The sequence below is a fragment of the Bizionia argentinensis JUB59 genome, from assembly GCF_000224335.1.
Classification (GTDB): Bacteria; Bacteroidota; Bacteroidia; order Flavobacteriales; family Flavobacteriaceae; genus Algorimicrobium; species Algorimicrobium argentinense.
The window spans coordinates 13,865-32,766 of record NZ_AFXZ01000067.1; the positions used below are offsets into that span (position 1 = coordinate 13,865).

20 protein-coding genes are annotated in these 18,902 nt (G+C 31.8%); 12 read left to right on the forward strand and 8 right to left on the reverse strand.

From position 1 onward, the window contains the following. Positions 1-25: 25 nt before the first annotated feature. The 4 genes from BZARG_RS13720 to BZARG_RS13735 are packed head-to-tail and all read right to left on the reverse strand — an operon-like array spanning position 26 to position 3,025. On the reverse strand, positions 26-1,432 hold the full coding sequence (locus BZARG_RS13720; RefSeq protein ID WP_123766982.1) for a GspE/PulE family protein: 1,407 nt from the start codon (positions 1,430-1,432) through the stop codon (positions 26-28). A gap of 1 nt (position 1,433) precedes the next feature. Further along, positions 1,434-1,874, reverse strand: coding sequence for a hypothetical protein (locus BZARG_RS15710; protein ID WP_050807317.1), 441 nt, complete (start codon positions 1,872-1,874; stop codon positions 1,434-1,436). 40 nt (positions 1,875-1,914) lie between these two features. After that, on the reverse strand, positions 1,915-2,325 hold the full coding sequence (locus BZARG_RS13730) for a prepilin-type N-terminal cleavage/methylation domain-containing protein (RefSeq protein WP_008639761.1): 411 nt from the start codon (positions 2,323-2,325) through the stop codon (positions 1,915-1,917). Positions 2,326-2,359: 34 nt separating this feature from the next. Continuing rightward, positions 2,360-3,025 (reverse strand): response regulator, encoded by a 666-nt coding sequence (locus BZARG_RS13735; RefSeq protein WP_008639807.1) that lies wholly within the window; start codon positions 3,023-3,025, stop codon positions 2,360-2,362. A 253-nt stretch (positions 3,026-3,278) separates the two neighbouring features. Here BZARG_RS13735 and BZARG_RS13740 point away from each other — a divergent pair, with 253 nt between their 5' ends. Genes BZARG_RS13740 through BZARG_RS13750 form a run of 3 tightly spaced genes read left to right on the forward strand, consistent with a single transcriptional unit; the run spans position 3,279 to position 10,512 of the window. Further along, on the forward strand, positions 3,279-6,131 hold the full coding sequence (locus tag BZARG_RS13740) for a hypothetical protein (RefSeq protein ID WP_008639640.1): 2,853 nt from the start codon (positions 3,279-3,281) through the stop codon (positions 6,129-6,131). 6 nt (positions 6,132-6,137) lie between these two features. After that, a complete protein-coding gene (locus BZARG_RS13745; protein WP_008639450.1) occupies positions 6,138-9,716 on the forward strand; it encodes a DUF6443 domain-containing protein in 3,579 nt (1,192 codons plus the stop codon). After that, positions 9,703-10,512 (forward strand): toxin-antitoxin system YwqK family antitoxin, encoded by an 810-nt coding sequence (locus BZARG_RS13750; RefSeq protein ID WP_123766984.1) that lies wholly within the window; start codon positions 9,703-9,705, stop codon positions 10,510-10,512. Before BZARG_RS13745 ends, BZARG_RS13750 begins: the two co-directional genes overlap by 14 nt. Before the next feature lie 200 nt (positions 10,513-10,712). On the opposite strand, the gene BZARG_RS13760 is transcribed toward BZARG_RS13750, so the two are convergent. After that, on the reverse strand, positions 10,713-11,042 hold the full coding sequence (locus BZARG_RS13760; protein WP_040288878.1) for a helix-turn-helix domain-containing protein: 330 nt from the start codon (positions 11,040-11,042) through the stop codon (positions 10,713-10,715). A gap of 144 nt (positions 11,043-11,186) precedes the next feature. Between BZARG_RS13760 and BZARG_RS15905 the strand changes: the two genes are divergently transcribed. From BZARG_RS15905 to BZARG_RS13805, 9 genes are all read left to right on the forward strand, one after another. Then, a complete protein-coding gene (locus tag BZARG_RS15905; RefSeq protein WP_008639579.1) occupies positions 11,187-11,702 on the forward strand; it encodes a hypothetical protein in 516 nt (171 codons plus the stop codon). A 467-nt stretch (positions 11,703-12,169) separates the two neighbouring features. After that, on the forward strand, positions 12,170-12,904 hold the full coding sequence (locus BZARG_RS13770) for a hypothetical protein (RefSeq protein WP_008639776.1): 735 nt from the start codon (positions 12,170-12,172) through the stop codon (positions 12,902-12,904). A 3-nt stretch (positions 12,905-12,907) separates the two neighbouring features. After that, positions 12,908-13,567 (forward strand): hypothetical protein, encoded by a 660-nt coding sequence (locus tag BZARG_RS13775; RefSeq protein WP_008639688.1) that lies wholly within the window; start codon positions 12,908-12,910, stop codon positions 13,565-13,567. A gap of 22 nt (positions 13,568-13,589) precedes the next feature. Continuing rightward, a complete protein-coding gene (locus BZARG_RS13780) occupies positions 13,590-14,024 on the forward strand; it encodes a hypothetical protein (RefSeq protein WP_008639473.1) in 435 nt (144 codons plus the stop codon). Then, positions 14,024-15,298 (forward strand): hypothetical protein, encoded by a 1,275-nt coding sequence (locus BZARG_RS13785; RefSeq protein ID WP_008639656.1) that lies wholly within the window; start codon positions 14,024-14,026, stop codon positions 15,296-15,298. The genes BZARG_RS13780 and BZARG_RS13785 overlap by 1 nt, the downstream gene beginning before the upstream one ends. Next, positions 15,286-15,621, forward strand: coding sequence for a hypothetical protein (locus tag BZARG_RS13790; RefSeq protein WP_008639605.1), 336 nt, complete (start codon positions 15,286-15,288; stop codon positions 15,619-15,621). The genes BZARG_RS13785 and BZARG_RS13790 overlap by 13 nt, the downstream gene beginning before the upstream one ends. After that, positions 15,605-16,072: a PulJ/GspJ family protein gene (locus BZARG_RS13795; protein ID WP_040288881.1), complete on the forward strand. Its 468-nt coding sequence runs from the start codon at positions 15,605-15,607 to the stop codon at positions 16,070-16,072. Before BZARG_RS13790 ends, BZARG_RS13795 begins: the two co-directional genes overlap by 17 nt. Then, positions 16,072-17,205 (forward strand): type II secretion system F family protein, encoded by a 1,134-nt coding sequence (locus BZARG_RS13800; RefSeq protein WP_008639474.1) that lies wholly within the window; start codon positions 16,072-16,074, stop codon positions 17,203-17,205. The genes BZARG_RS13795 and BZARG_RS13800 overlap by 1 nt, the downstream gene beginning before the upstream one ends. 239 nt (positions 17,206-17,444) lie before the next feature. Beyond that, entirely contained in the window at positions 17,445-17,885 is a 441-nt protein-coding gene (locus BZARG_RS13805; protein ID WP_008639812.1) for a DsrE family protein, read from the forward strand. A gap of 144 nt (positions 17,886-18,029) precedes the next feature. Here the strand turns inward: BZARG_RS13805 and BZARG_RS13810 are convergent, their stop codons facing one another. The 3 genes from BZARG_RS13810 to BZARG_RS13815 are packed head-to-tail and all read right to left on the reverse strand — an operon-like array spanning position 18,030 to position 18,896. Further along, positions 18,030-18,254, reverse strand: a complete 225-nt coding sequence (locus BZARG_RS13810) for a hypothetical protein (protein WP_008639621.1) — start codon at positions 18,252-18,254, stop codon at positions 18,030-18,032. 60 nt (positions 18,255-18,314) lie between these two features. Further along, the gene (locus tag BZARG_RS15560; protein ID WP_008639746.1) at positions 18,315-18,488 is read right to left on the reverse strand and encodes an SDR family oxidoreductase; all 174 of its coding nucleotides are present in this window, start codon (positions 18,486-18,488) and stop codon (positions 18,315-18,317) included. 57 nt (positions 18,489-18,545) lie between these two features. Next, positions 18,546-18,896, reverse strand: coding sequence for a hypothetical protein (locus BZARG_RS13815; RefSeq protein WP_040288882.1), 351 nt, complete (start codon positions 18,894-18,896; stop codon positions 18,546-18,548). Positions 18,897-18,902: the final 6 nt, after the last annotated feature.

Consider the following 18,902-nt stretch of genomic DNA (forward strand, 5'->3'; position numbering starts at 1 on the left):
ATGATTATTTAAAAAATTTTATGTCTTAATCTGAAAGTAAGGCATAAACTTCGTCTACGGAAGTAAGCCCTTCTTCTAGCATTTTAACAGCATTTCTTTTTAAGGTTGAAATACCATTTTCAGCAATGTAATTGTCAATTTCCAAATCGTTTTGTTTAATATTATTAATCAGTGTTTTTGTAATAGGTATGATTTCATAGATTGCTTTCCTTCCTTGGTATCCCGTATGGAAACACGTGTTACATCCAACAGCTGTAAAATGTGTTTTTAAGCCCTCCGGTATTTTAAAATTAGAAGGGAACAGTTCTTTTGAAACATCAGATTCTTCTTTGCAAGCATCACAAAGTTTTCTAACCAAACGTTGTGCTACACTCACGTTTAATGTGCTGGCAATTAGAAAAGATGGAATGCCCATATCTATTAATCTAGAAATTGTAGCCCAAGCAGAATTTGTATGAATTGTAGATAATACTAAATGACCTGTTAAAGCAGCGCGAATAGCCATATTAGCAGTCTTGGCGTCTCTAATCTCACCAACCATGATAATATCTGGATCCTGACGTAAAAAAGTTCTTAATGTACTTGCGAAATCTAATCCTATGTTTTCTTTTAATTGTACTTGATTAACACCTTCTAATGTATACTCAATAGGATCTTCAATTGTAAGAATGTTGGTTTCATCATCATTCAACAACTTTAAAGTAGCATATAGCGTGGTAGTTTTTCCAGATCCTGTTGGTCCTGATATTAAAATAATACCATTAGGTTTTTTTATGGTTTCTTTATAAGTTTTTAATTCCGATTCAGTAAAACCTAAATCATTTAAATTAATATGATTGGCGTCTTTACTTAAAATACGTAAAACCAATTTCTCACCGTGAAGTGTTGGTAAAGAAGATACACGTATATCAAATTCGTTATTATTAGTCTTTATAGTAATACGGCCATCTTGAGGAAGTCGTTTTTCAGAAATATCTAAACCGGCTTTTATTTTCAATTTATTAACAATAATAGGGTACTCCTGCAGAGAAATAATAAACTGCTCTTTAAGTTTTCCGTCCAAACGAAAGCGTACGCGGCACTTATGTTCATACGGCTCAAAATGAATATCACTACTGCCAATGTCTTTAGCTGTAAATAATAGTTTCTCTAAAAAATCAGTACTAAAGTGTAAATCTTCGGTTTGATTTTGATTGCGTTGCCTAAAGTTAACACTTAAATATTGCTGAATATTCTCTGAAGTATCCTCTATTAGTTTTATGTTTTTATTTAAAACAACTTGTAGTTCCTGCTTTAGAACATCCGTAACTTGATCTGATTTCAGAGTGAGTATACCATTTTCGGTCTCAACAGGAATCACGCGATAATGATATGCTTGTTCGCTCGAAATAAGTTGTATCAAGTTTGTGGATATGCTATAGTTGTCTTTCAAATTAAATGATGTAAATAGATTTCAAAATTCCGAGCCAGTATGATATATAGGTTACTGCAAAAAATAAACTTAAATAACCGGCTAATGGTACTGTTATTTGCTTTAATTTCCTCTTTAATAAAAGATGTAGTGTTAATGAAAATATTAGTCCAAAAACAAACAGTATCAAGAAGGATATACTAGAAAAACTGAAAGCTAAAACTAAAAATAGAAGTCCATCTCCAAGTCCAAATGTATTTGATATTGAGGTTTTAAGTTTTATTTTAGAATACAAAAAGACTACAGCTACTAATATTGCAATAAAAATAAAGTTGATGAAAATGGTTATGTAGAATAAAGCAGGAAGCATATTTTGGTAAAGCAAAACTCCTGAACATAAACCAATTATTGGGAATAGAAACCAATAGACTTGTCTATCCTTAATATCTTGGATTAGTACCATAATTAGAGCTGTTGTTAATGTTATTTTTAAAACGATCACATTAATCTTTTACAATTTGTTTAGGAGCGCCATTTTCATTGATTTCCCAGACATTGAATACACCATTACCATTAAAATCTGTAATTGCAGTCGCCCTAGCTATAAAACTATTATTTGTAGCACTTAAAATCTCATAGCTATAATTAGCTCTACCATTTTCATTTACCGTTTTTGGCGCTTCAAAATCAATCTCACTTAACTCATTGGAATATTTGGAATACATATATCTATACGTTGTTTGTGAATTATAGATATGGCTCAACTGTAATTGTGCTTCTGTGCTTTTTGCTTTGCTTATTAATGGCATTAAATTTGGTAAAGCAAGTAATAATAGAATCCCTATAATTACCAATACCACGAGTATCTCTTGGAGATTATAGGCAGGTATTCTTTGTTTTATTTTATCATGCATCTATTGATTATTTAACAAGTAATTTACGGAGATATTATAGATATCCTTTTTCGATTACAGCTCTTATTAAAGCAGAGTCATCAAGACTTTTTGTATTAAAGGTGTCTTTTAAAATCCTTTTACGCTTTTCAATTCCAGCTTGTGACAGAGGAATAGTCTTTTTTAAATCTACAGTCTTAACTCCTTTTGACAATTGATAAAGGATTTGCTTATCCATAACATCTAAAAATATTCTACTTGACAGGTTTTTTTGAATCAAATTTAAAATTAATGTGCTATAATAGGTGTTACCATTTAGAACATTTATTATGGCTTCCGATAGCAATCTTACGTTTATATCTCCCTTATATAAAAAACCTTTTGGGCTAATGAAATGTAAAATATTGTTAAGTAGAATGGGATCATTAAAGCTAGTAATTACTAAAATTTTAGTTTTTGGATGTCTCTTTAAAATAAATTGACCTAAATCTTCTCCAGATTTAAACATTCCATCTTTTGAAGGAGGTAGACTAATATCCAAAAGGACCAAATCATACGTTTTATTTTCTATTAGTTTGAAGGCTGTCTCACAACAATATGATTCGTCAGTATTATAATCATATATTTCTTTTGTTGCATGTAGAGTTTCGAGAATATTCTTGTAACCGTCAATAGTAATGGGATGGTCATCTATCAATAATAAGTTTAGAATTTTTTTCATAAAGAAAGATTCAAAATCATTATATAACCTATTTCGTTTATTTTAAATTAAAGTAGAGTAGTCTAATGTTTTACATGTCAAGATTTCAAATGTACGAATTAACTTGTTAATATTTTTAAGGGTTTCCGATAAAATCTATATCTAAAAACCTTACTAGAAGTAAGGCAAGATTTTTAGTTAAACATTTTAACAAATCTATATTGCGGCGCTTAAAGCTATTATTCTTTTTAATAAAGAACTTAAAAACACTATTATGAAAAAATGGGTGCCATTCTTCGTGATTATTTTAATTGGGTATTCAAGTTTGTATGCTCAACCCGGCGGCCTTCCTGGACAAAAAGGTGGAATACCAGGAGCAGGTCTCCCAGGAGGAGGAGGTCTCCCAGGGGGAGGAGGTCTTCCAGGTGCAGGTGGTAACTATTACGTTAAAAACTTTTTACCTAGTGTAACATCGGGTGAAGTAGAGCCTTCAAAATTCAAAATTCATGGAAATGTACAGTTGAATGAAGCTTTGGGTTACCCTGACATTTCAATAGAACTTTTCACGCTAAGCGATAAAGGAGTTAATATACCTATAACTCTTAAATATGACGCTTCGGGAATCAAAGTTGGAGATAATTCAGGGGTTGTTGGGCTAAAATGGAATTTAAATGCTGGAGGGCAGGTATATCGAAGTATCAATGAGCTTCCTGATGATGCTCCAAATGGATGGCTTAATAACAATAATTTAGCGATGATTGATATTATCCCGACTGGTGTATCATCCAGAAATCCTAATTTTTCCGATGTCAACCCTCAATATCTCTCCACGATAAATCAGGTTAACGGGAGAAGTAAAGATTATCATGCAGACAATTATTCAATTAATGCACCAGGACTAAATGCTAATTTCACATTTGACACAAATCATTCAGTACGCTATGAGAACAAAGCGACAACTTTAAAAACATCTTACAAAAAGATAAAAAACGAATTTCACGTAATAAATAATACCGGGATAATTTATAATTTCGGGAACAATAACCTCCAAAACTATTATAATACCACCGTATCTAATTCCTTCACAACTTATGATGCGGCTAATATGCATAATATACCTGGAGGCGGTACTAGTGGAAAAACAGGGTTTTTATTGAATGAAATTTTGAATACAGATCAATCTAGGATATATAAATTCAACTACTCTGGAAATATCATGTCAGAAAAAATTAAAAAATTAAATTTTTATGCCTTCCCACTTTATAATATAACCTACAACCCACGTATTCCTGAAGATAACTTCTGCTCACAGCGGAATTTCGAATTTATGGAATATGAACAGTGGAGTGTAATGGATACGAAGTTGATATCCCAAATTATTGGTAGGAAGGAGATAGTTAACTTTTATTATGAGACCATAGCTAATAAAGATGTGAAAAAAAGGCTTGATTACATCGTTTTATCATCTGCTATTACGGGAAAAGTGATCAGTAAAATTTATTTTAATTACGAGAATTATACAGGTAGTGATAAATTCAAGCTCAAAGAGTTGGTATATAAAAATTCAGCCAATGTGGTTGAGAAAAAACACCAATTTAACTATGACACTGGTACAATTCCATCCGCAGACTCACATGCTAGGGATATTAATGGCTATTATAACGGGGCACTTTCCAATGGTGGATTCGTCGATAAGGATTTCTTTAATTCCGGAAACAGCGTTTCTTCAGGTTATTTAAATAATGGGTTAATAAATGATAATAGAAAAATTAATCCTAACGTCATTCAAAACGGAATTTTGAAGGAAATTATTTATCCAACAGGTGGGAAAACGTTGTTTGAATACTATGTTCCTGGGGGTGCCTGGGTTAGTGGCAAACCGAATGTTATCAGTGGTGTTTTTATAAAAAGAACCTATGATTTGGATACAGATGGTAAAATATATTTTGAGAAGGACTACTCTTTTAGTGGTGGCGGTAACACTTATGGACCTCCAATAGGGAAAAGTATTCCAAAAGTGAGCTTTTCACCTACATGTAGTAGGGTGTTTATCTTTCATGACAGATTTGGTAGTGATGAGAATAGAAGAGGATTGAATAAGGCGCAAGTTATTGTGAAAGATTTAAACCATAGAGCACAGTGGACAGAGGAGTATGTGTATAGTTGGATTTACGATTTCCCTTATCTGATGTATCAAAAAAAGTTTACTCCAAGTAAGCAAACACAGGAAATCAATGAATATTCTTTAGTGTCGTATGGTAGCCTTACGAGTTTGTCGCCTGGAGGAGAAAGAGATGATGAAATGAGATCCTATAAGGATATTATAAAAACAAGTCACAGTACATCTTTTTCTTATTTGCCAATTAAGAAAACGATCCATGGACCAGAAGTTATACAAATTACAGATTATGAGCATAATACTAATTTTCAAATTAGTAAGAGGGTCTTCAAAACCAGTTCGAGTAAAGATTTGAAAACCGAAATGTTCTATGCCTATGATATGGGAATCGTTGCGAATCAAAGTATTAAAAACAAATTGTTAGCTTCCAATATTTTGACACCTATTCAAATTAAAAACTATAAGGAGAATAAAATTTTAGGTAGCAAATACATAAACTACCGTGATTGGGGTAATAATCTTATTATAGAGGACGCTATTAAGGTATCCAAAGGAACAGAAGATTTAGAGAACCGTGTTATATTTCATGACTATGATGAATGGGGTAATGTTAAAGAAGTTTCCATGGCTGATGGCGCTTCTACTGTTTACATCTGGGGCTATCAAGGCCAATATCCCGTAGCTAAAATAGAGAATGCTACTTTCGCTGATATTCCAATTCCAATTTATAATGCAATTGTTTCCGCATCAAATGCTGATACCAACGCTATTACAGAAGAGACTTTGAGGTCAGCGCTTAAAAAACTTAAAAGTCCAAGTGAATGCCCAAAGCTTTTAAAATCAAAGATTACCACATTTACCTATGACCCTTTAGTGGGTGTAACCAGTGTGTCGGACCCAAAGGATTACACAATTTACTATGAGTATGACGAATTTAATCGATTAAAACAGGTTAAGGACAACGGCAAAAATATATTGAGTACGAACACGTATAACTTTAAACACTAATTGAAGATGAGAAACTTACTATATACAATTGTGTTAATTTTATTGCCTAACCTTGTTTTAGCACAGACCAATTCAGAGAATTACATTAAAAATATCACTTATAAAGTAGAGACTGTAAATGGAAAACATAAAGCGGGGACAACGACAAATTTGGATCCCAAGGACGTCATAACAGGTGTTACTTATTACAGTGGTCTTGGCCGGCCAAAACAAAGCATCGTAAAACAAGCAGGAGGAGGTAAAGAAGATATAATAACGCCCATAGTTTATGATAATCTTGGACGCCAAGTAAAAAACTACCTGCCTATGGCAAGAAGTAATTCTTCTTTAAACTATGAGGCCCAAAATAATCAGTTTTTTACTAATTTAGAAGCCTATTATGTAAATACGTTTCCTGAAGATTTAAATATGTCCTCTCCCAATCCTTACAGCGAAACAGTATTTGAAGCCTCTCCACTTAATAGAGTATTGGAACAAGCATCACCAGGAAAAGACTGGGCCGTAAACTCGAGCAATACAATAAAATTTGTGTATCAAACTAATGCCTTTGTTTCAGGAAACCCCAACAATGTTAGGCAGTTTTCAGTAACGCACCCCAGTAATAATACAGAAAAAACCCAATTGGCTTTTCAAGATTATTATCCAGCAGGTCAGCTTTATAAGACGATTACAAAAGATGAAAACTGGAAGCTTAATCAGCAGCATGAAAAGGATCACACCACAGAAGAATTTAAAAACAAACAAGGTCAAGTTATTTTAAAACGAACTTATGATAAGAATAAGCTGCATGATACTTATTATGTTTATGATGACTTCGGGAATTTAACCTATGTTATGCCTCCAGAAGCTTCTAGTCAAATTACAAATTCGGGAGCAATATCTTCTACAGTATTAGATGAACTATGCTATGTTTATCATTACGACCACAGGAACCGCCTTATAGAAAAGAAAATACCAGGAAAAGGTTGGGAATTCATTGTTTATGATACATTAGATAGACCCGTTTTAACCCAAGACGCTAATTTAAGGATTCAAAATGATTGGCTCTTTACAAAATATGATGTTCATGGAAGAGTTGTTTATACAGGTAAATACCATTTTGTTCCTCCTGGGTCTGAACAAAATAGTGGCCGAAAGAAATTGCAAGAAATAATAACTGCGCAAGGTGCAAATAATCATGAAGTTCGAGCGCAAAAAACTATAGACGGCGTCGTACTTAATCATTCCAATAATATTGTTCCGAAAGATAATATTGAAATCTATACTATTAGTTATTACGATACATATCCTTCGGATATTACAGGAGCGAGTTCAGGAGGTGAGTTTAATAACCCCAACTCGGTCATCATAAATGGTAAGACAGTTCAGACAGTTACAAACACCAAAACATTACCTACTGGAAACAGAGTTAGGGTTTTGGGGACTGAAAAATGGATAACCACCGCTAGTTATTTTGATGATAAGGCTAGACCAATTTATGCTGTAAGTATTAATAATTACTTAAATACTTTGGACGCCATTATTGTAGCTTACGATTTTGTTGGGAATGTTCTAGAAACCAAAAACACACATAAAAAAACGAATCAGCCTACCATTATAACCATCAATAAGTTTAGCTATGACCATGCAGGAAGATTGTTAACTGAAAAACAAAAAATTAATAATACGCCAGAGGAATTAATAACTAAAAATGCGTATGATGAGTTGGGACAGTTGATTGCAAAAAATGTGGGAGGTGTTGAGGCGGCTCCTTTGCAGGTTGTTAATTATACTTACAATATAAGAGGCTGGCTTAAACAGATTAATGATGTTGACGCACTTGGCGCCGATTTATTTGGTTTTGGAATAAATTATAACACATCAGATTATGGTGCTCAAAAATTGTTTAATGGCAATATAAGTGAAACGGTATGGAAAACAAAAAGTATAACAACTATTCCTAATGGGAGTCATTCAAGAGTAGAGACGGAGCTAAAAAGAGCATATGCTTATGGTTACGATGCTCTTAATAGAATTAAGTCTGGAGCCTATTTAGAAGAAAATACTCAAGCTAATAATCGCGACGGACTCTATAATCTAAAAGGGGTGGATTATGATAAAAACGGAAATATAATAGAATTGAGTCGCAGTGGGTCTGATGATTTAGGTAATAAATTATTGCAAATGGATGCATTAACCTATAGTTATAAAGGAAACCAATTAACAGGTGTTACAGAGCTAGGTAACAAGCAATATGGTTTTAGTGAAAGAACTACTGCGCAAACCATTGATTATGTGTATGACGGAAATGGCAATATGATAAAAGATAGAAATAAAGATATTTATCAAATTAATTATAATCATTTAAACCTCCCTACTTATATTTATTTTGATTTTAACAATAATGGCTTAAAAGATTCTGAAAATGGCATAACATACATATATGATGCTACAGGTAATAAACTGGAAAAGCTGGTGCTTGATAATAATGAGCCAACAAGAACAAAATATGCAGGGAACTTTATCTATGAAGAAAAAGCTAATGATGAGGAATTAAAATTCTTTAGTCATTCAGAAGGTTATGTGGAACCAAATAATTTAGGAAATTTTGATTATATTTACCAATACAAAGACCACTTGGGGAACATCAGATTGAGTTATAAAAATACTGGTTCAGTCTCTACTAAAGTATTAGAAATTGTAGAAGAAAATAATTATTATCCTTTTGGACTGAAACATAAAGGGTATAATGGTTTTAAATCTTCTACGAATATTGCACTTAAAAGAAAGTTTGGAGGAAAGGAGTATCAGGATGAATTAGGATTAGGTTGGTATGATGTATCTGCGAGGAATTATGACCCTGCTTTAGGAAGATGGATGAACTTAGATCCATTGGCAGAAAAAATGCGTAGACATAGTCCATACAACTATGCTTTTAATAATCCAATTTATTTTGTTGATCCAGATGGTATGGCACCATTGGCAAATGATTGTTGTGGAGGATGGAATCCCGTATCAGGAATTGGGGATGGTATTGCTAGAGCTTTTGAATCTGCTTCAAATAAAGTCATTAGCTTTTTAGGATTAGATAAAATAGAACCTGTTTTAGAAGCTTCAGGAGATGCTACACTTGGGCTTCAGGCTGGATTTAATATCAAAGCAGGAGCTGTAGGAGTAGATGTAGATGTAAATGCTATAAATTTTGAATTAGTTTCTGGTCAAGCAGATTTAACAGACCCTTTAAGTCCGGATTCGTATACAGGAGACCATATAGGTAAAAATGGAGATGCCAAATTTTCTCATAGTATTGGAGCAACAGCAGATGTGGTTGGTTATCCTGTGGTAGGTGGAGACATATCAGCAACATATCGTTCAGAAGGAGACGCAACTGTTGATGGAGGTCTTTACTTTGTAGCGCCATTAACAAAAACGAAATCGAGGTCTGGAGGAAGTAACACTAGTAGTATGAATGTGCCCAATGGTCCTTCTTCTGATGCAAAAACAGGAAAGCAAGATAATTTTTACGGTGTAAATATTGGAGCAGGTGCAACTTTAGGATTAGGACTTAATGTGAACTTAAAAATTGGAATAAATGTCAATGATTAAAAAATATATTTTATTTGTAGTTGTTATAACTATAATCTCTTGTAAATATGAATCAAAACAAGACAAATTGAACAATCTAAATAAAAATTGTGATATAAAAGAAGATCATTATACTAATGGTAATATCAAATTGAGAGCAGAATTAGAAGAAGGAATAGAACACGGAGTTTATTTTAAGTTCCATAAAAATCAAGCAGTAGAAGAATCTGGTGTTAAAATCAAAGGAAAGAAAAATGGTCTATGGAAATACTACGATTCTTTTGGTAAGATAAAATCAGTAAAACATTTTTACAACGATAGTTTGGTTTACAATTTGGATACTAGCGATTTTGAGTACCGCTCAAAAAAAATAGATGATGTTTTACAAGTAGAAACACCTAAAAAATGGACAATAATTAAAGATATTCAAAACCCTGTTTTACTAGCTTTAAAGAAAGAATGTGAAAAAGATATTTCTTTCTGTCCTAATTTAACGATTACGTATGAATTACCTATCAATACAAGTGAAATTGAAACTTACTTGAAGAAGAATGATGATGTTTTAAAATCAAGTCTAGATAATTATAAAGTGCTTAAAAAGCGGGAATACGTTTTTGAGGGTAATAAATACTTTGAGAAAGTTTATACTGGAAGTTCTCAAGGCGTAAATATTGGAGGAATTACTACGTGGGTTTTTAATAATAAAAGAACCTATATAATAACAGGTCTTGCATTAAATGAGAAAGAAAATTCTTTCCTTAAATATGAAGGATTATTTAAAGATATTATTAATAAAATCAAGCTTAAAAAAAAATGACCTTATTTTTCTAGCAGTTTTTTTCCTTTAGTGACCCAAAGAATAGGACCAATAAATCCTATCATCACAATAAGTATCCAGGTTGTTTTTGAGCCATTGAACTGTTTTGTTAATATAAAATAAATGGCTCTAAAAGTTGTAAATACTGACCAAAAAGCAATAATTAGAAATAGTATTATTAAAATAGGCTTCATAACTTTTTAAGAATAAGCTTTTTTAGTTTTAAAATCACGAATAAGCGCATCTAATAAAATATAGATGTGCTTTTTGTTTTCATTAGATAATTTAGAAATATCTTCAACGCGTTTTAAAGTATCAGTATCAAGCTCTAAATCTGTATTACCAAAAAGGAAATCCAAACTAACTGTTAAAGCGTTAGCAATTTTGGTAGCCATCTCAATAGTTGGCTTTACTTCATCACGCTCATATCTTCCATAAGCATCGCCATTAATGTTGATGATTTTACCAACATCAGCTTGGGACATCTTACGTCTTTTTCTAACAATCGTTAAACGTTCACCAAAGGTCATAAATGTATGTTTTAATATAGTATTATCTAATAAAGGTCAAATATACAAACAATATTTGTAGGATAAAATTAAGATATGTTTGGTTGTTTCATCAAGATATTATAGTTTTTCTACATATATGTAGGAATAAAATATTTTTAAAAAATGTTAGATACATCAAACCCAAACAGCTACGAGTACACTACCAAGAATTTAGAAATCCAAATTTTAGGCGGAATCAAGGCGAATAAATTAGAAAGTCTGCGAGTAACAATAAGCATACAGAAACCAAAAGAACATAATATTTTAAGGCACAATATTGATTTATATAATGATAATCAAATAGAAAAATTTACTCGAAAGATTGCAGAACGTTTAGAAATAGGAACAAGCGTAGCACGTATAACATTACAGGAACTTACCAAAGAATTAGAGAACTACCGGTTTTTATTGATTGAACAATACGAGAAACAACACCAACCCTATTTTAAAGAACTCACAGGAACAGAACTGCGAGTCGCAGAGACATTTTTAAAAAAGCCTAATATATTACAGCGTACTAATGAACTTATTGGAAAGTCTGGAGTAATCGGAGAAGAACACAACAGGCAAACAATGTTTTTAATCTTCACGTCTCGCAAAACAAATAATCCATTGCATTGTGTCAGTATAGGAGGATAAGTTACTTGCCCTCAGTGTTTAAACCTTGCAGGTTATTAATAATGTTTATAACACTTTCATTGAGTTTCAAATCAGATAATCCAGTTAAATAATCTAAAGATACTTCCAAAGCTTTAGCAATTTTAAATGCAGTCTCAATAGATGACTTTACTTCGTCACGTTTATAACGTCCAATTAAGGGGCATTTATGCCCATCTGTTTAGCAAGATCATCTTGAGATTTCTTCTTCTTCTTCTTCTTCTTCTTCTTCTTCTTTTACGAGTGCTTAAAAGCCTTTACCAAACAACATAAGTTCTGTTTGGGTAGTTCAAAAAATTAAAAAGATTATAATCGTGATGAGTAGTATAATAGACAATATCAGCAAGAGTATTTAAACTTTGTTTTTGGAAAACTATACACTGTTTTTAAATCACTAATTCCCTTGATAACAGTATGAAATTTATATATTTACATAAACGCTAGTGCTCATGAAAAAAACTTCTTTATTCGTTTTATTTTTAACTATTTTATCTACAGGTTGTAAATCTTTAACTGTACAGCAGAAACAATATACAACAACCATTCAAAAAGTGGTTTTAGGGAGTGTGGGGCAAGATGAAAATTATATTCTAAAAAAAACGTATTCTAGCTTAGCAGTACCAGATTATAATAAACCTATAAAAGTGTCTGCTACGCCTATTTTGTTTAACAAGACATCTTTAAAACGTTTTAAAAATGCACAAAAGCTTCAAGCTAAAGAGGTGCAAGTTAATTATATAGATTCTTTAATGTTAAAGCCTAAATTCTTGAACCTCCAAACGGTAGATGATGTAGCGCTAATAGCTTTGTTAAATAACAACACAAATGCTGATATTAAAAATTATTTAATTAATAAAAATAACGCACATATTGTTACGAGCATCTCAATAGCTTTTAATGAAAACACCATGCAAGATATACTAAAAGCAGAAGAGGTGTTTTTAGAATCAGCCGGCCTGAAGTCCATAGCGCTTAATTTATACAATAATAAAGCACTGGTTAAAAGTATTCATTTTAATGAGGGTGTCGTGTTTGCTTATCGGGTTTCCCAATTTTGCTGGAAAGAAAACAGCAAACATCAATTAGAAATTGTCAATTTAATAGAAGGCATTACTAGCTGTGCAAAAAAAACATATAAATCAGCCAAGCGTGCCAAAAAAGAAATTAATTATTATAAATTGTAAATAATGAAAAAAGGACTTTATCTTATTATAGTCTTAGTAGCATTTAATTGCTCTGAAATTATTGAAGTGGAAAACATTTCAAATAATACTATTAGTATTTTAGCGCCCACAGATACGTCTGTTTTAACGGAAGCAAATGTGCAGTTTTCTTGGAATCTTGTCGAAGATGCAGAGCGTTATAAACTTCAAATTGCAACGCCAAATTTCCAGAACACTTTAGCCATAAAAGAAGATACTATCATAACGGCCACGAGTTTTTCAAAATCATTAAATTCCGGAAATTATGAGTGGCGTGTTCGCGCTGAAAATTCAGATTATCATACCAAATATGCAACACAGGGATTTAGCGTGTTAGAAAGTGATGCTGTTAACATTTCTAATGAAGATATTATTTTATTGGCTCCTGCAAATTCAATTATTTTTAATACAACAGATACCATTAATTTTTCTTGGGAAACTATTTTAAATGCAGAAAATTACACCATACAAATTGCCACACCTAATTTTGCAAATGCTCTAGAAATTATTGAAAATGAAACAGTAAACACAACTAGTTTTTCTATTTCAAATATGGATGCTCAAGGATATGAGTGGCGTGTAAAAGCACGGAATTTAGAGTACGAAACTGCATATACCATTCAAAGTTTTACAGTTGAAGAATAAAACAAAAACATATGTGCTATTAATGGCTGTATTAGCTATATGGGGAACCATTGGCTATAAATTTATGAATGGATTAAGTCCTAGTCTTCCTGAAATAAAATCTCAAGACTTTACTGCTTCTTTTACTCCAAAGGCGAATGTAGAAATAGATACCTTCTCTATACAAAATTTAGAGAGAGATCCCTTTTTGGGGACCTTGCAAAGCAAACAAAGAAAATCGTTTAAAAATACTACGCAATCAACTCCAAACGCCACTGATAACAGCCCTAAAATTACTTATAGTGGGATGGTTAAGAAACAAAATTCTTCAAATAGCGTATTCGTTATCAATATCAATGAAAATCAGTATTTGTTAAAAAAAGGGCAAAAAGTTGATAGCGTAAAGCTTATTAGAGGAAATGATAAAGAAATTAGTGTTCGTTATAAAAACACGACACAAACCATAAAACGTCATTAATGTTTTGGTTTAAGCTAAAAGCGGGCGCTTTACAATTAACACTCTTTATTACAGTTGTTATTGCGTTGCTTCTTACAGCTTTTATTTTATTTATTCAAACCCATAAACGGTTTAACATCCAAACCGATTTTATCATTGAAACTGCTAAAAACACCGATAGTGGAATTAGTCACGCCCTAAATAACATCGTGCCACTAAATGATACTACTTCTATCAATTTAAACGGCGAAGATTTCAAAACTTTAAATGTGCATCGCGAATTTTGGGGCGTTTTTGAGAAAGTGACTACAATCTCGAAAATTAAAAAGAATATCTTTAAAAGAACTGCCTTAATTGGAGCAGCGCAATCTAAAAATAATAGAACAGTTTTATATGTTCAAGACAATAACAAACCACTAGTTCTTGTGGGTAATACCAAAATTGAAGGTGTTGCTTATTTACCAAAACGAGGTGTTAAAAATGGTAACATATCTGGGCATTCTTATTATGGTTCTCAGCTCATTTATGGACCTACTAAAACCTCAACCCGATTACCCAAAATTTTCTCTGAAACTAAGACCCAAATAAAAGAAATTGAAAATCTTATTTCTAAAATAGAGCAAAATCAATTTATCAATTTAAAAGTTGATGGGTCTTATAAAAACTCTTTTTTAAAACCAGTGCAGGTTATTTTCTCTAATGAAACCATAGTATTAAATGCTATCCAGTTGACAGGAAATATTATTGTACAGTCAAAAGCAAAAATTATTATAAATGCCTCATGCACTCTTAAAGATATTGTTCTTATTGCGCCAGAAATAGAAATTAAGAATAATGTAAAAGGAAACTTTCAGGCCATTGCATCCAAAAATATATTAGTTGGTAACAATGTTCTGTTGGAATATCCTTCAGCATTAGCTTTAACGGGAAACGTTGCTGAAAAACCAACTAATTTAAATCTAATTGAAAATAATAGAATTATTATAGATGATGATACCATTATAAAAGGATTGGTTTTGTATTTAGGCGTTTCAAAACCCAATAACCACGATGTGCAAGTGGAACTAAAAGAGAAATCCAAAATTATAGGTGAAGTTTATTGTAATCAGAATTTAGAATTGAAAGGAACTGTTTTTGGCACGGTTTATACAAATAATTTTATAGCCAGACAATTTGGATCCATATATCAAAATCATATATACAACGGAAAGATAAAGGTTAGTGAACTGCCTGAAAAATATGTGGGTTTACCATTTAATAACTCTAAAAAAAGTGTTTTAAAATGGTTATATTAAGAAAGATTAAGGCATCGACATTAATGGAAACATTAGTTGCTACAGTCCTTATTGTGATAATTTTTATGTTGGCAAGCATGATTTTAAATAATTTATTTTCAAATACTATTAAAAATAATACAAGAGCAATTGAAGCTCATTTAAATGAACTACAGTATTTTAAACTACACGAAAAATTAGAACTGCCATATTATGAAACTTATAAAGATTGGAGTATCACAATTATTAGATTTTCAGAAAACAATAAGCAATATGTAGAGTTCGAAGCAGTAAATTCTAAAACTAATAAAACAATAAGTATGCTGCATGAAGAAGCTAAATAGTAAAATAAAGGCATTTACTTTAAGTGAGATGATTGTGGTGCTTATATTGAGTAGTATTGTCATCGGTTTGGCATTTTCTGTATTAAACCTTGTTCAAAAGCACATGATAAGCATTCAGCAAAATTATACCAATACGACTAAATTTAAAAAATTAGAAACCTCTTTATGGTTAGATTTCAATAGGTATTCTAAAATTGAATATAGCAGTCTCGAAAATGAGTTGAAATTTTCGACAGCCATAGACTCAGTAATGTATCAGTTTTCGGATAATTATATCATAAAAGGAATAGATACCTTTCCTGTTCCAATACAACAAAAACAATTTTATTTTGATGGTGAATTTATGGAACATGGACAGATTGATGCCATTAAATTAGAAACTGAAAAAACATTTCAAAATCAGCAATTGTTTATATTTAAAAATAATGATGCTAACGCTTATATGAACTAATGGGATTTCAGTTAGAAAACATGTCGCCTCAAAAAGAAATTAAAAAAGAGAATTCTAATAAAGTCTCTTTTTTACAAAAGGAAATAACCCTTTTCGGTAATTCTTTTTCAAATAAGATTAAAGAGGATTTTTATACAGAATTAAGTGTTCTTTTAAAAGCAGGAATCACCCTTAAAGACGCTTTAGAGCTTATTGAAAATGCGATCAAGAAGAAGTTGGTACAGGAGAAAGTCGCTTTTATTTCGAGGGCTATTATATCTGGATCCAGTTTGTCTGAAGCGACTAAAGCTCATAAAGAATTCACCGATTATGAATATTATTCACTTAAAATAGGGGAGGAAACTGGAACCCTTATTCAAGTTACAGAACAGCTGGGGGCTTTTTACGCCAGAAAAAATGAACAGCGAAGAAATCTTGTTAGCGCGTTAACCTATCCTATTATTATTTTAAGCACCGCATTATTAGTCGTTATTTTTATGTTGCAATATGTAGTTCCGATGTTTCAGGATATTTTTGAACAACAAAAAGTAGAGTTACCGGCTATTACTAAATTCATAATTTATGTATCAGAATTTATGAAAAGTTTTGGTTGGCTATTTATAATTCTAATAATAGCTCTCGTTTTCTCGAGAACATTTTTCAATAAAAAGCTATGGTTTAAAAAGCGGAAAGATCTTTTAGTCTTAAAATTACCTTTTATAGGTGATTTTATAAGAACGGTTTATTTGTCTCAATTTACCCAAGCGATATCTTTATTAACGGCCTCCAAAGTTCCAGTTGTAAATAGTATTCAATTGGTGAAACAGATGATTGACTTTTATCCTTTGCAAACGGCTTTGGAAGCTGTGGAACAAAATATTTTAAAAGGACAGTCTTTGAGTGAGAGTCTAAAACAACATAAATTTTTTGACGATAAAATGATTGCTTTGGTCAAGGTTGCCGAAGAAACGAATCAGAATGAATTTATTTTTGAGCGTCTAAATATCATTTATAATACGCAGGTGCGGCAGCGGTCTAAATTACTATCAACAATTATGGAACCTATTATTATATTGATTGTCGGTGTACTTGTTGGTGTTATTCTAATTTCAATGTATTTGCCTATGTTTAAGCTGAGTAGTGTTATGGGTTAGATTTAAATTAATTTATTTAAATTTGGTGTCTTCAAATTGAATTGAAAAAATAAGAGGTCTGTTGTCAATATGTACCATTTTAGTTACTTCAAAACTGGTTCCAACTGAAAACTTTTTTTTCTAGTTTTATTACCTACAGTAACATAGGTTACAGTCACAGGCTAGTTGATAGTCTATCTTTGCACAAGTGGTGTATGCCACTTATTCCTAATAATTAAATAGTTTTAAAAAAAGAAAGTATGAAAAATCAGTTTTTAATGATCCTTTTCGTTTTTGTAGGATCTGTTTTGTATAATCCAGTTACCGCACAATCATTAAGTGTTTCGGATATTGAAAATTCCATAAAAAAAGACGGAAAATATGCGATACTTGTTTCAAATGTCCGCTACTTTCAAGCAGCTGTTATGACGGGACAAGAACTTAAGAGTAATAATCCGAAAATGGATTTTGAAGTTGTTTTAATTGGTCCCGTAGTTAAGGATCTGGCTACAGATGAAGGTCTGAAGTCTTTTATTGATACTAGTGAAAAAGCTGGAATCCGTCTTGTGGTTTGTGAAGCTGCAATGAATCATTTTGAGTTGAAAAAAACAGATTATAACGGTTCTATTAAATTTACGCCGGACGGCTTTGTTTACTTCTTTGGTTTACAAGAAAATGGATTCAAAACGATTACATTGTAATTTAGATAGCATGCCTTTTAGAAAATAAACGTGTATTGTAAATACTTATTTATAGCAATATTAATCGCTTGTATCATTAAGATGCAAGCGATTTACTTTTATATAATAATCGTCCAACTTTATACTTTGGTAATTCTTACTAAATTATTCTATAATTTTATAATCAATACCTAGCTTTCGCAAAGCTCTTAAAGCGGAGCCAGAGTTTTTGTCTTCCACTTCAATATCAACAGGGTCTCCCTCTAATAGTATGTCTGTGAGTTCGTGGGAGAGCGATTCATTCATGTTAGATGAAATCTCTGCAATACAATTGGCTATCGCTCTTTTATCAGGTCTTTGGGCGTCGCAAGATAATAAGTCTATTTTCATATTTATAATTTATATATGCAATATACGGACAACTCGCGAGTTGCCCGCACATAGCTTTTATTATAATGTAATCCCACCATCAACACTAATTGTTGCTCCTGAAATATATCTTGCTTGATCTGAAGCTAGGAACGCGTAAACGTTTGCAATGTCTTCTGGCGTTCCAAGTTTTTGTAAAGGAACTTTTTTAGCCATAGTAGCTAATACTTCTTCTGACATTGCTTTTCTTGTCATCCCGTGGTTTGGATAAGCGCGCTCAAATTGAAAAGCTTACTGCTTTTTTAAAATACATTATTTTTTTAAAGTTTCTTTCATACAGGTAATTTCTACTATTTTTCCTGCCATGCATATACCAACTCTGTTTTTTATTTCAGTATAATAAAACTGGACGCTTTTGCCTTCAAGCATAGGGATATTAAAGTTATTAATATTTATAGGGTCTAATTTCATGCCATTTGTTAGTTCAATCATCCATCCACAGCCATCTAAGCCAGTGAAGTTTACTAATTTACCTTGTATTAAGTTTTTGCATGATAACTTGTTATATTTTGTTGAATATTTATTTGTTTTAACGTTTGCGCAAGACAGAACCATACCGAAGCAAACTAAAAGGACGAATATATTTGTTTTGCTATTTTTCATAAAAAT